General features: G+C 63.9%; 10 protein-coding genes and 1 pseudogene. 5 read left to right on the forward strand and 6 right to left on the reverse strand.

What is annotated here, in order from left to right; all coding sequences use genetic code 11:
• Positions 1–5 precede the first annotated feature (5 nt).
• Positions 6–869, reverse strand: a complete 864-nt coding sequence (locus AC4D1W_RS16235; protein ID WP_490892703.1) for a LysR family transcriptional regulator — start codon at positions 867–869, stop codon at positions 6–8.
• Between the two features lie 86 nt (positions 870–955).
• Between AC4D1W_RS16235 and AC4D1W_RS16240 the strand changes: the two genes are divergently transcribed.
• A complete protein-coding gene (locus AC4D1W_RS16240) occupies positions 956–1915 on the forward strand; it encodes an EamA family transporter (protein ID WP_490899428.1) in 960 nt (319 codons plus the stop codon).
• Between the two features lie 64 nt (positions 1916–1979).
• Here AC4D1W_RS16240 and AC4D1W_RS16245 read toward each other — a convergent pair.
• The 5 genes and pseudogenes from AC4D1W_RS16245 to AC4D1W_RS16265 form a co-directional block, all read right to left on the reverse strand.
• Positions 1980–3233, reverse strand: a pseudogene (locus tag AC4D1W_RS16245) (ABC transporter ATP-binding protein); the annotation flags it as partial.
• Positions 3230–4120 carry an ABC transporter permease gene (locus tag AC4D1W_RS16250; RefSeq protein WP_490899429.1) on the reverse strand — a complete coding sequence of 297 codons (891 nt, stop codon included), beginning with the start codon at positions 4118–4120 and terminating at the stop codon, positions 3230–3232. The gene AC4D1W_RS16250 and the pseudogene AC4D1W_RS16245, both read right to left, overlap by 4 nt.
• Entirely contained in the window at positions 4117–5133 is a 1017-nt protein-coding gene (locus AC4D1W_RS16255) for an ABC transporter permease (RefSeq protein ID WP_490899430.1), read from the reverse strand. Before AC4D1W_RS16255 ends, AC4D1W_RS16250 begins: the two co-directional genes overlap by 4 nt.
• Positions 5134–5135: 2 nt before the next feature.
• Positions 5136–6716 carry an ABC transporter substrate-binding protein gene (locus AC4D1W_RS16260; RefSeq protein WP_490899431.1) on the reverse strand — a complete coding sequence of 527 codons (1581 nt, stop codon included), beginning with the start codon at positions 6714–6716 and terminating at the stop codon, positions 5136–5138.
• A 205-nt stretch (positions 6717–6921) separates the two neighbouring features.
• Positions 6922–8829, reverse strand: coding sequence for an FAD-binding monooxygenase (locus AC4D1W_RS16265; RefSeq protein WP_490899432.1), 1908 nt, complete (start codon positions 8827–8829; stop codon positions 6922–6924).
• Between the two features lie 245 nt (positions 8830–9074).
• Here AC4D1W_RS16265 and AC4D1W_RS16270 point away from each other — a divergent pair, with 245 nt between their 5' ends.
• The 4 genes from AC4D1W_RS16270 to AC4D1W_RS16285 form a co-directional block, all read left to right on the forward strand.
• Positions 9075–10571: a fumarylacetoacetate hydrolase family protein gene (locus tag AC4D1W_RS16270; RefSeq protein WP_490899433.1), complete on the forward strand. Its 1497-nt coding sequence runs from the start codon at positions 9075–9077 to the stop codon at positions 10569–10571.
• A complete protein-coding gene (locus AC4D1W_RS16275) occupies positions 10564–11271 on the forward strand; it encodes a GntR family transcriptional regulator (protein WP_490892696.1) in 708 nt (235 codons plus the stop codon). Before AC4D1W_RS16270 ends, AC4D1W_RS16275 begins: the two co-directional genes overlap by 8 nt.
• Before the next feature lie 25 nt (positions 11272–11296).
• Entirely contained in the window at positions 11297–12835 is a 1539-nt protein-coding gene (hpaE, locus tag AC4D1W_RS16280; protein ID WP_490899434.1) for a 5-carboxymethyl-2-hydroxymuconate semialdehyde dehydrogenase, read from the forward strand.
• A gap of 32 nt (positions 12836–12867) precedes the next feature.
• Positions 12868–13226: VOC family protein (locus AC4D1W_RS16285; protein WP_490899436.1), on the forward strand; the 359-nt coding region annotated here is incomplete at its 3' end.

Below are 13226 nucleotides of genomic sequence, written 5' to 3' on the forward strand. Positions count from 1 at the left end.
TGCCCTCATCCTTCGGGGTTGTACCCGTAGAGGGTTGCCATGAGAGCGACGATCTTCTCGCAGCCGGCAGGTGGATCCGACGCAACCCAGGCAGCGTAGACAAGCACCGGCGGCGCGTCCCTGATGGGTCGGTAGACGATACCCGGGCGGCGGTATTGATGTGTCGTGGATGCAGCCGTGACCCCGCGGGCGCTGCCGGATCCGATGGCTGTGAGCCAGTCGTCGACGTCGTCAGTTTGAATGATCTTCGGCTGGGCGTCCTGCGGCCACAACGATAACCGGGTGCTGCCGGTGCGCAGGTCCACAGCGAGCGGCAGCGTCGCCGCCTGAGCGAGCGTGACACTTTTCCGCCGGGCGAGCGGGTCGCCACTGACCATGGCGCAATACCGTGCCTCTTCACCGACGACTGCATAACGCAGTGCCTTCGAATCCGGGCAGTAACGCAGAATGCCGAGGTCCGTCTTTCCTTCGGCCAGACCGGCGGTGGGCGTGTTCGTCTTGACCAGTTGCAGTGTCATGTTCGGGAAGGACGCGGGCCATCTGTGCTGGAATTCGGCTGTGTGCTGGCCCAATGCGGACCAGGGATAACCGATTCGCACCACCCGGCTCCCCGTGAGAATTTCCTCCTGAAGGTCATCCACGGCGTCAAGCGCCCGGCGAGCATGCCTCACCGCAAGTTCTCCCGCAGCAGTGAGGTCTACCCATCTGGTGGTGCGCTGTAGAAGCCGGACCCCGAGAGCTGCCTCCAACGCTGCGACATTCCGCGTCACTGTTGTTTGTGAGATGCCAAGGTCGATCGCAGCGTCCGTAAAGCTGCCGGCTTCAATCACAGCCAGGAAGGATCGCAACTGGCGCAGCTCGATGTTCATGACAGCAGTCTATTGATGCAGTTCACGCATCAATAGAGCGTGAAGTGAATTGTGAGCATAGCCGGAGGGTGGCCCACGATTTCTCCATGAACATGCAGTCCGGCAAGGGCAGAGCCGCAGGGATCACCACGCTCGCGGGCAGCGCCGCATCGAACCAACTCGGTGCCGCCACCGGATCGCTAGCATTCCCCGTCCTCGGATCTGTCGGCGTTGTCGCTATACGCCAGCTCATTGCGGCCGCCGTTCTGCTCCCGCTTGTCCGGCCCCGCATCCGGGAACTCACCCGGGCACAATGGTGGCCGATCATCCTCCTCGCCATTGTCTTTGGAACGATGAATCTTGGGCTCTACTCGGCCGTGGAACGTATCGGCTTGGGACTCGCCGTGACGCTGGAGTTTCTGGGCCCCCTTGCAGTCGCGATCTTCACGCGCCGCAGCAGGAGGAGTGCGGCCTGCGGCGCTATCGCTGCGGCCGGCGTCGTCGCGATCGCCCAACCGGAAGCGACTTCCGATTACGTCGGCATCGGCTATGCACTGCTCGCGGCGTTGTCGTGGGCTGCTTACATCCTGCTCAACCGGACGGTGGGAACGCGTGTGCCCGGCGTCGAAGGAACAGCCGTCGCCGCCGGGCTGTCTGCGCTGGCCTTTGCTCCCATCGCCTGCCTCATCATTCTGGAGGCCCGGCCCAGTGCCACCGTTCTGCTCTATGCGGTTGCCGCCGGAATCCTTTCCTCGGTCGTTCCCTATGTTGCGGATCTCCTGGCACTCCGGCGTATCCCCGCAAACCTCTTCGGGATTCTTATGAGCATTAACCCCGTATTCGCGGCAATCATCGGAGTAGTCGCCCTGAAGCAGCTGCTGAACCCCACTGAGGTGTTGGGAATTGCGCTCATAGTCATCGCGAACCTCGCCGCCGTCAGCGAACGCTCGCCGGCACGACCGAGGCGGCGTCACCGGCGTTCCCCAGCGACAGACGGCGGTCCGTCACCGCGGTGGCGAGACCGACGTCGTGTGTCACCAGAACAAGCGCCGAGTCCTGCTCAGTGACCTGATCCATGAGACAGTCCATTGTTTCCTGCTGGGTGAGCAGATCGAGACGTGAGGTGGGTTCGTCCGCAAAGATCACCTTCGGCTCCAGGAGCATGGCGCGGATGATCGCGAGCCGTTGAAGCTCCCCGCCGGACACCTCACCCGGACGTCGGTCCAGCAACGAGGATTCCAGCCGCAGGCGATCCATCAGCACACTGACCCGGTTCGGTCCGACCCGATGACGATGGATTACATCGCGAAGACCCGCCCGGATCGGCACGCGAGCAGGGAAGGCAACAGTCGGATCCTGGTAGAGCTTCTGCAACTGGCCATTGGTCAGACCGTCATGGTGGCGCACTTCTCCGGCGTCAGGGCGCACAAGTTTCAGAAGGATCCCGCCCAGCGTGGTCTTGCCGCAGCCACTCGGACCGGTGAGCGACAGCCGCTCCCCCGAGCCGATGCTCACGTTCAATCCAGTGAAGAGTTGACTGCCCCCGTACGCCTTGCTCAGTCCACTGGCTTCGATGAGCGGTGTTACGCGCGCACTATTCGTGTCCGGTGTGCGCCACGACGGATCCCATCGGCTCGGCTCCGCAGCAAGCAACCGTCGCGTCCACGGGTGCGTGGGGGCAGCAAGCACGCGCTCGGCGGGGCCCTGTTCGACGATGCTTGCCCGCTGCATGACCAGCAGATCTCCACCCAAAGCCCTCGCCAGGTCCAGGTCATGTGTGATCGTCAGAAGCGATCCACCCTGTTCGACATGCTGCGCGAGCAACCTCGCCAGGGAGTCCCGCGCAACCGGGTCCAACCCTTTTGACGGCTCGTCCGCGATGAGAACCTGCGCCCCGCCGATCGTTGCTGCCGCGAATGCCACCCGTTGCGCCATTCCTCCGGAAAGCGTGTGCGGGTAGGTATGGTGCACTCCGTGAAGGCCCAGTCCAGCAAGGTGACCGCTCGCCTGTTGCAACGCGTTCAGGCATCCCCGCCGCCCTCGGAAGAAGCTTGGATGGCCTTCTGCTACCTGCTGGGCAACTCGCATGGTGGGATCCAGAGCCAGCACAGGCTCCTGCGGAAGCAAGGCCAGCCGGTGACCCCAACGTTTGCGCCTGGCACCGGCGTCGGACAGGGAAGAACGGTCCGCGCCAAACAGGATCTCTCCCTCGGCCCGCAGGCTCCGGGGAAGGCTACCCATCAGTGCATGGGCAAGGAGGGACTTGCCGCTCCCGCTTTCGCCGACGATCGTCACCGCCCGGCCGGGTTCAAGGTTGAGTCGGGGCACATCGACGAGGGTGCGGCCTTCATGCGTAACCCGGACGTCGAGCAGTTCGATGGTCATCGGTGACCCTCCTGGGAGCGCAGCCCGAGCAGTCCTACGAGCAGTAGGAGCAGCACCGCGACGGGCGCCATCACCATCCAGGGTGCCTCGTAGTAGTAGGGCAGGGATTCGGTGATAAGGAGTCCCAGCTCAGCGGTGGGGGGCTTGAGCCCTACCCCGACGTAGCTGAGAGTGGACATGGCGAGCACTGCCGAGGCCATGCCGAGCGAGCCCATGGTCAGCAGCACCGGCGCCAACTCCGGCCACAGGTGACGCCGCAGCACGTGCAGCGGACCCAACCGCAACAGGTTCGCCGCTTCGACCGCGGAGCTGGTCAGCACGCTGACCGACCGGGCGCGGACAACCCTGAAATATTCCACCCACTGAGCAAGCGCGATCCCGACATAGATCGTCCACATCTCCCCGGAAACAAGAGCTGCGAAAATCAGAACAATCAGCAGGGCGGGTATGGCAAGGAAGACCTCGGAGACTCCGAGCAGCGCCTGATCCACCCACCCGCGGCGCCAGGCGGCCAGCAAGCCGAGAGCGACGCCGGAAGCAGCGGCGGTGACCACACAAAGTATGGCCAGGCCGAGCGACAGGCGAGTGGCGTGGGCCAGTCGTGCGATGACGCTGCGCCCGAGGTGATCATGGCCGAACGGCTCTGTCAGCGAAGGAGGCTGGAGGAATTGGCTCAGGTCCTGGCCTGCGTATTGGCGCCAGACGAGCGGGCCAATGAGAGCGAAAAGCACAAGGGCGGCCAGCAGGCCTGCGGATGCAAGGCGTGCCCAGGTGGTGCGCCTGGCCGCTCGTCCGGTCATTCCCCACAACTGCGTTGGCCGGGAACCCGCAATCGCTACCGGGCTCTCCGCGTTCGCGCTATCGATGTTCGGAGGTGTGGCGCTCATGAGGCTTCCCTGGTACGCGGGTCAAGTGCAAGAACGGCCAGGTCCACTATGGTCGAAACGACGACGACGATCAGGGCAAGCGCCAGGACGGTAGCCTGCATGGCCGGGATGTCACGCCAGAACACCGCATGCACGAGGGCGTGACCGAGCCCCGGCCAGGCGAATAGGCTTTCTACCACCACCACTCCCTCGACGAGGATCAGTACCTGGACGCCGATGTAGGCCACCAGCGTTACACCGGCGTTGCGCAACACATGGCGGACCAGCACAACGTGGCCCGCGAGCCCTTTGGTCCGCGCGAAATGCACGTGTTCGGACTCCAGGATTTGCGCCACGGTGTCCCTGGTTACGCGTGCGAACAACCCGGAAAGACCGACTGCCAGGGTCAGCGCGGGAAGCACGATGTTTCCCCGCTCCCCGTGCCCGGCCGCCGGCACCCAACCAAGCTGGACGGAGAAGACAATGATCAGGACAAGTCCCAACACGAACGGCGGCAGGGCCCTGACCAGCGCTACCCAAGCGTCGGTGAGTCGATCGATCACACCGCCGCGGCTCCGGGCGGCCAGCAGGCCGATGGTCGTCCCGAGGGTAATCGAGAGTATGAGCGCTACCGCGGCCAATTGCAGGGTTGCGGATAAGTGGTGGGTCAGCTCCTCAGTGACTGAGGCGCCGGTGACCAGGGAGGTGCCGAAGTCCAGGCGAAGAGCGTCGAGGATCCACCCGCCGAGCTGCTGCCAGGCCGGGGCATCAAGACCGACGTCGGCGCGGACTTCCGCGGCGGCTGCGGCATCCACCTTGTCGTATCCGTAGCGGCCGGCGGCAATGCGAAAGGCAATGTCGCCGGGCAAGTGCTGGACGATGACAAAGCAGGTGAGAGTCACTGCGAGCGCGACGCCGAGTGCCTGGGCGGCGCGGCGGACAAGGATCCTGCCAACGGCTCCTGCCAGGCTGTGTTCGCGGTCAGTCCGCCCGGGCGGAACATGTTTCACCGAAGGGGCTGAAAGGGTGCTCATGGCTAGTCCTGGATGGAGGCGTCGGCCAGGTTCCAGTTGCGCTCGAGTGGATCGAGGACGAAACCTTCAACGGCTTCGTTGACGATCACGCTCTGGCGGTACCAGGACACAGGTATAACCGGCAGCTGTTTCTGCAGGGTATTCGCAATCTGCTTTCGGGCGCCATCAGCCTCAGAGCCTGTTTGCTCTGCGTCTGTAACCAACTGGTCCAGGGCCTTGAGCATGTCTGGATCGCTCCAGTTCATTGAACCCCAGTCGCCGCCTTCAGCCGGGTAGTCCTTCAGGAGCGTGACAATCGGATCCGGGACCAGGGCGAAGTTGCGGGTGAAGAGCGCCATTTCGAGAGTGTTGTTGGCGTGGCCGGCTGGAATCTCGCTCGAATTGTCTACCCGCACCCCAACGTCAACGCCCACCTCCAGCAGTGCTGCCTGAATAGCGGCTGCCATTGTCGGCAGCTCCGGACGGTCGGGGAACGTCAGCAGTTCCACCCGCAACGGCTGCCCGTCCTTCTCGCGCACGCCGCCGGCGCCCATCACCCAGCCGGACTCGTCGAGTAGCGCGGCTGCCCGCTCAGGGTCATACGTCAACGGGTCCAGCCCCTCGTTGTGCCACGACGCAAGGGCAGGAGGGAACATCTGGGTGGCGCTGATCTCGGGATCCCGCAGTACGGCTGTAGCCACCGCCGAGCGGTCCAGAGCCATCGACAGGGCCTGCCGCACGCGCTGATCTGAAAGGGCTGGGTGCTCGGCGTTGAGCTTGAGCACTATGGTGCGCGGAAGCAGCGCAGACTCCACGTGCAACCCCGACTTACCTTCGACCCGCTGCAGGCTGGTCGGATCCATCCCGAAGGTAAGGTCGGCCTGTCCGCTCTCGGCCATCAGGGCGCGGTTTTCTGCCCGTCCGACGGTCTCGTAAATCACGCGGTCCACCGCCGGAGCTTGCCCGTCATAGTCCTCGAAGGCTTCCAGCTCAATTCTCGACGGTGGTGCCACCTCGACCACCTGGTACGGCCCGGAACCAACGACTTCGGAAACCGTTCCGTCCTCGGCGTAGGAAGAGGAAGCCAAAATCTGTGTGCTTGTCGCTGCCAGAACCACCGGCAGCGGCACGAACGGTTCGGACAGTGCAATGACGACGGCGCCCTCCTGCGCGCGTACCCCGGTTATCGGAGCAACGGCGATGGTGTTCGCCTCGGAGGTACGTGCTGCCTCCAGAGCGGCGACTACGGCTTCGGCGTCTACTGGTGTGCTGTCATGGAATACAGCGCCCTCACGCAGGGTGAATATCCACTCCAGCCCGTCCTCGGATGCACTCCACTCAGACGCAAGTCCGGGCCGCAACTGCCCAGATTCATCCGCATCCACGAGCGTTTCGGCGACCTGCAGGCGCGTGAAGATTCCCTCGGCGGTGGTGGGGTCGAGGCCGTGGACCTCATATGGGCCGATCACGTCGAGCACCCCGTCTCCAGCTCCGGCATCGGGGGCGCTGACTGACGCCGGGTTACTGCTGGCACAACCGGCGAGCGTAGCCGCGACGATGGCCGCCACAGCGGTAGTGGAGAGCATGAAAGGGCGTAGGGGCATGGGGCAGTCCTTGAATCAGGGGAAGTGTTTGGCCGTAAGGGCACCAGAAAGACTATAGGTAATGATAATCGTTTTCAATTAGACAACAGGAGACGATTCAGTGAAGTTACCGGTCCCGGCATACGGCCCTCGAGAGGCCTGCAGCGTCCCAAGAAAACGAAAAAGTGGCCGGGGAACCCTCGTTCCCCGGCCACCTGGTGAACCGCTATGCCTGGTTGCTGACCAGCCCGTGCCCTGTCCGCATCCCCGCGAAGAAGGCGCCGAGTTCTGACGTGGCCGTCAGCGGCAGCACGTTGGCCACGTACTGGTCCGGACGGACTACGACGACGACGCCTCCCCGGTCCAGACCACGAGCTTCGAAGATGTCCGCTTCCGGATCAGCGCCGAAGACCTTCTCCAGATAGTTGAGCCTGAACGGCCCAACTTCGGGCTTGAAGACCGCGGGCACGGCATTGATATCGATGGTGTGGTGATCCTGCTGGTAGATCACCTTGACGTCGAACCAGGCGTCGATATCCGCACCGTCGGGCGGTGCGGCCAGCGGTGACTCGGCCGAGTTCGTCAGCCACTCAGCGAAGTTGGTGACCTTCGACGGGTTGCCCGGCAGCGGCTCATCTGCAAAGACATAGATCCGCCAGCGTCCGTCCGCCGTCGCGTGGTGGCCGAGGTGAAGCGGGTTGGTGTCGCAGACCCGGACGACGGGCGCCGATTTGAAGCGCTTCCCAACCGGGAAACCGGTGGCAAGCTCCTGGTGCGTCGCCTCCCCCACGATCATTGACGGGGAGTACTGCGTCATGAACCCCGCGGGAAACTCCATGGTGCGGACGTAGAAGTTCTCGAGTTCCGTGGGGTCTTCGAACTCTTCGGGCTTCTTCGCCATGAGTGATGACCACTGCTTATCGAAATCGATCAGGTTCTTCGCAACCACCTGACGTTCAGCGGAGTACGTGGACAGCAGACTCTCCGGGCTGCGGCCCTCCAAAACATGGCCGAGCTTCCAGGCGATATTGAAACCGTCCTGCATGGAGACGTTCATCCCCTGGCCGGCCTTCGCACTGTGCGTATGGCACGCGTCACCGGTAATGAAGACGCGCGGGGTGCGGGTTCCCAACTCTTCCGGACGGACGTCGTCGAACCGGTCAGTGAGGCGGTGGCCAACCTCATACACGCTTTGCCATGCAACGTTGCGCACGTCAAGCGTGTACGGGGAAAGGATCGCGTTGGCCTTCTCGATGATCTCGTCGATGGTAGTGCTGCGGATATCACCCTTGGTGTGCGCCTCGACTTCACCGAGGTCCACGTACATGCGGAACAGGTGGCCGCCCTCGCGCGGGATGAGCAGGATGCTTCCGCCCTCGCCGGACTGGATGGCGCACTTCAGCCGGATATCGGGGAAGTCCGTGACAGCGAGGACATCCATGACCCCCCACGCATGGTTGGCCGCATCACCGGCCAGCGTGCACCCGATCGCCTTACGGACCTTGCTGCGGGCTCCGTCCCCGCCGATCACGTACTTGGCGCGAACCGTCCGTTCCTGCCCCTCGCGCGGCCCGGCCGTGTGGAGCAGCGTGACGCTGACGGGATACTCCCCCTCGTCGGAAACCTCGAGACTCTGGAATTCCAGCCCGTAATCCGGCTTCATCCGCGTAGGGGCATTCGCCATGAACTCGGCGAAGTAGTCAAGGACACGCGCCTGGTTCACGATGAGGTGCGGGAACTCGCTGATCCCGGTGGGGTCATCGAGCGGCCGGGCGGTCCGGATGATGCGGGATGGGTCAGCGGGATCCGGCTTCCAGAAGGCCATTTCTGTGATCCGGTATGCCTCGGCAATGATGCGCTCGGCGAACCCGAATGCCTGGAAGGTCTCAACGCTTCGCGCCTGGATGCCGTCCGCCTGACCGATGGCGAGCCGCTCAGGTCGGCGCTCCACGATGCGGGTGGTGATATTCGGAAATTGGGACAACTGCGCGGCGGCGAGCATGCCCGCAGGGCCGCTGCCCACAATCAGGACGTCGACCTCGTCGGGCAGCTCTTCGGGCCTGTCGATACCGACGCCGGCAGCAGCCTGGATTCGCGGGTCACCGGATACGTAGCCGTGATGGTGAAACTGCACGGGCTTTCCTCACTCACATCTTTGTGGAACTTTTCGGGGTCGACCACCTCTTCGGCTGTTCGTTATCTGAACAGGTGATTCAATAATCGAATGGCGGTGTCAAAACTGTACGACGGATATGATGCGCAACACAACACTTTCTGCTTTGCCAGAAAGGGGTTGACGTGCTTCGCGTCACAAGCCATACTCATCGTATACGATTTCGTACATCAGTAAAACGAGTTCATCGATGAGGAGAGAACCGCATGACCATGGAGTCCCAGACCCGGACAGCGAGTGCAGAATTGCTTGCCCGCACCCGCAAGGTCATCGCCGTCCACATCAACTACCCGAGCCGCGCCGCCCAGCGAGGCCGCACGCCGCAGCAGCCGTCCTACTTCCTGAAGCCGCCGTCGTCGCTCGCGTTGGGATCAGCTGACGCACCGGGCACCATCGAGCGTCCCCTCGGGTGTGAGCTGCTTGGGTATGAGGGCGAAATCGCGCTTATCATGGGCAAGCCTGCACGGCGGGTGAGCCTGGAAGACGCCTGGGGCCATGTCGCCTGGGTTACCGCCAGCAATGACCTCGGGATTTATGATCTGCGCTACGCGGACAAGGGCTCAAACGTCCGATCCAAGGGAGGGGACGGCTTCACGCCGGTCGGGCCGGAGCTGATCCCGGCCGGGGACGTCGATCCCGCGGCGATGCGGGTACAGACCTGGCACAACGGTGAACTCGTGCAGGACGACACCACTGAAGAACTCCTCTTCCCGTTTGCGCAGCTCGTCGCTGACCTGTCTCAGCTCCTCACCCTCGAGGAAGGCGACATGATCCTCACCGGCACGCCGGCGGGCGCGTCCGTGGCCAAGCCGGGCGACGTCGTCGAAATCGAAGTCACCGCCGGCAGTTACAGCAGCGGCAAGCTCACCACCCGCGTGTTGGAGGGAACGACGCCGTTCGCTGACTTCGGCGCGCAGCCCAAGACCGACGACTCCCAGCGCGAAGAAGCCTACGGATCCCGTGAGGCCGCCGGCCTGGAGCCCGCCACGCAGGCACTGTCACCGGAGCTGAAGAAGAAACTGGAGAGCGTCGCCACCGCCACCCTCTCCTCCCAACTGCGCAAGCGGGGGCTGAACAACGTCAGCATCGACGGCCTGCAGGCTACCCGCCCGGACCGCCGCGTGGTCGGCCTGGCACGCACCCTGCGTTACGTCCCCAATCGGGAAGACCTCTTCAAGACCCACGGCGGCGGATTCAACGCCCAGAAGCGCGCCATTGATTCAGTGAACGACGGCGAAATCCTCGTCATGGAGGCACGCGGCGAGAAGGGCACGGGAACAATAGGTGACATCCTCGCCATGCGCGCCCAGGTCCGGGGAGCGGCCGCGATCATCACCGACGGCGGTGTCCGCGACTACTCGGCCGTCGCTGACCTCGACATGCCCACCTACTTTGCCAACCCCCATCCCGCGGTGCTCGGCCGCCGCCACGTCCCGTGGGACACCGACATCACCATCGCGTGCGGTGGAACCACAGTGCAGCCCGGCGACATCATCGTGGCCGACTCCGACGGCATTCTGGTGATCCCGCCCGCCATCGCCGAGGAACTCGTGGAGGACTGCATCCAGCAGGAGAAGGAGGAGACCTTCATCTTCGAAATGGTCAAGCAGGGCAACAGCGTTGACGGGCTCTACCCGATGAACGCGGACTGGAAGGCGAAGTACCAGGAGTGGGCTTCGGCGGAAGGAGCAGCCGGTGAGTGAAACCGCCGTCGCACGTTCCGCCGTCGTGCAGGAAGCCGGCGAGACCAAGGCGGGCAGCAAGTCAGAGCAGGCCTATACCTCTATCAAAGCGCGCATTGTGGAGGGGACCTTCTCCCCCGGCTACCGTCTGGTGCTCGCGAAAATCGCCGAAGACCTCGGCTTCAGCGTGGTGCCCGTACGCGAAGCGATCCGGCGTCTGGAAGCCGAAGGGCTCGTGAAGTTCGAGCGCAACGTCGGCGCCACAGTCTCCGGGATCGACCCGACGGAGTACCTCTACACGATGCAAACGCTCAGCATCGTGGAGGGAGCGGCCACCGCACTGTCAGCACCGCTGATCGACTCCACGGCCATTGCCCGCGCCCGAGCCGTGAACGAGGAGATGCGGGACTGTCTCGAGCACTTCGACCCGGTCCGCTTCACCTCGCTCAACCAGGACTTCCACAACGTCCTCTTCGAACAGTGTCCCAATCCGCACATCCTCGATCTGGTCCACCGCGGCTGGAACCGGCTGGCTTCGCTGCGGTCCTCAACCTTCCGGTTTGTCCCCGGACGCGCCCATGAATCCGTGCGCGAACACGAAGCCCTGCTTCAGCTCATCGAATCCAATGCCGACGCCGACACCATCGAGCGCGCCGCCCGGCAGCACCGCGCCGCCACCCTCGACGCTTACCTCGCGCAAGCGCCCGCCACCACTGAATGAATCCCAGCAGTCAGGAAGAGAAACAATGACGTCCACCGTCCCTGAAACCAGCCACTACGTGCCCAAGGACCTGCCCACGCACATCCAGCACTACATCAACGGGAAGTTCGTCGACTCCGTCGGCGGCAAGACCTTCGATGTTCTGGACCCGGTGTCCAACAAGAACTACGCCACCGCGGCAGCAGGCCAGAAGGAAGACATCGATCTGGCAGTCACCGCCGCGCGTGAAGCTTTCGTCAACGGCCCATGGCCGAAGATGAAGCCCCGCGAGCGTGCCCGCGTCCTCAACAAGATCGCCGACGCCGTCGAGGCGCAGGAATCACGTCTCGCCGAACTCGAAACCTTCGACACCGGGCTGCCCATCACCCAGGCGAAGGGCCAGGCCCTGCGTGCGGCGGAGAACTTCCGCTTCTTCGCTGACCTCATCGTGGCCCAGTTCGACGACGCCATGAAGGTCCCCGGCTCCCAGATCAACTACGTCAACCGCAAGCCCATCGGTGTTGCCGGGCTGATCACGCCCTGGAACACACCGTTCATGCTTGAGTCCTGGAAGCTCGCGCCGGCACTGGCGACCGGCAACACGGTAGTCCTCAAGCCCGCCGAGTTCACGCCGCTCTCCGCTTCCCTGTGGGCGCAGATCTTCAAGGACGCAGGACTGCCGGACGGCGTCTTCAACCTGGTCAACGGCCTCGGTGAGGAAGCTGGCGACGCCCTGGTGAAGCACCCGGATGTTCCGCTGATCTCCTTCACCGGCGAGACCACCACCGGCCAGACGATCTTCCGCAATGCCGCCGCCAACCTCAAGGGCCTCTCGATGGAACTCGGCGGGAAGTCACCGTGCGTGGTGTTCGCCGATGCGGACCTCGACGCCGCGATTGACTCCGCGCTCTTCGGTGTCTTCTCCCTCAACGGCGAGCGCTGCACCGCGGGTTCTCGCATTCTCGTGGAGCGGGCCGTCTATGACGAGTTCTGCGAGAAGTACGCTGCCCGCGCGAAGACCATCGTCGTCGGCGATCCCCACGACCCGAAGACGCAGGTCGGCGCACTGGTCCACCCCGAGCACTACGAGAAGGTTGCCTCCTACGTGGAGATCGGCAAGTCCGAGGGCCGGCTCCTCGCCGGTGGCGGCCGCCCCGAACACCTCCCGGAGGGCAACTACATCGCGCCCACCGTTTTTGCCGACGTCGCGCCTGAGGCACGGATCTTCCAGGAGGAGATCTTCGGTCCCGTTGTCGCGATCACCCCGTTTGAGAACGACGACGAAGCCCTCGCCCTGGCGAACAACACCAGGTACGGCCTGGCGGCCTACATCTGGACGCAGAACCTGACCCGCGCCCACAACTTCTCCCAGAACGTCGAAGCCGGCATGGTGTGGCTCAACAGCCACAACGTCCGCGACCTCCGCACCCCGTTCGGTGGAGTGAAGGCCTCCGGCCTGGGCCATGAGGGCGGTTACCGCTCGATTGACTTCTACACCGACCAGCAGGCCGTGCATATCACCCTCGGCCCTGTTCACACCCCGAAGTTCGGCAGCGTCGAAGACTCCGCTGCCAACGAGGGCTAAGAACCCCTCCCGCTCAAAGAAGAGAGAACATCATGACCAACTTCGTTCCCACCCCCTCGCTCCCGGCTCCGGACATTGTCCGCTGCGCGTACATGGAGATCGTGGTCACCGACCTCGCCAGGTCGCGTGAGTTCTACGTCGACGTCCTCGGCCTGCACGTCACCGAGGAAGACGAGAACAACATCTACCTGCGCCCCCTTGAGGAGTTTATCCACCACAACCTGGTGCTGCGCAAGGGGCCGGTGGCCGCGGTCGCCGCCTTCTCCTACCGGGTGAAGTCCCCCGCCGAGGTGGACGCCGCCGAGGCCTACTACCAGGAACTCGGCTGCCGGACCGAGCGCCGTAAGGAAGGCTTCACCAAGGGCATCGGCGATTCCGTCCGTGTCGAGGA

It is taken from the genome of Arthrobacter sp. TJ-170 (assembly GCF_058269305.1).

Bases quoted from the DNA above. Each gene is read 5' to 3' on its own strand.
- AC4D1W_RS16235 (WP_490892703.1), bottom strand. From the start codon at position 869: ATGAACATCGAGCTGCGCCAGTTGCGATCCTTCCTGGCTGTGATTGAA.
- AC4D1W_RS16260 (WP_490899431.1), bottom strand. From the start codon at position 6,716: ATGCCCCTACGCCCTTTCATGCTCTCCACTACCGCTGTGGCGGCCATC.
- AC4D1W_RS16255 (WP_490899430.1), bottom strand. From the start codon at position 5,133: ATGAGCACCCTTTCAGCCCCTTCGGTGAAACATGTTCCGCCCGGGCGG.
- hpaE (WP_490899434.1), top strand. From the start codon at position 11,297: ATGACGTCCACCGTCCCTGAAACCAGCCACTACGTGCCCAAGGACCTG.
- AC4D1W_RS16270 (WP_490899433.1), top strand. From the start codon at position 9,075: ATGACCATGGAGTCCCAGACCCGGACAGCGAGTGCAGAATTGCTTGCC.
- AC4D1W_RS16250 (WP_490899429.1), bottom strand. From the start codon at position 4,120: ATGAGCGCCACACCTCCGAACATCGATAGCGCGAACGCGGAGAGCCCG.
- AC4D1W_RS16240 (WP_490899428.1), top strand. From the start codon at position 956: ATGAACATGCAGTCCGGCAAGGGCAGAGCCGCAGGGATCACCACGCTC.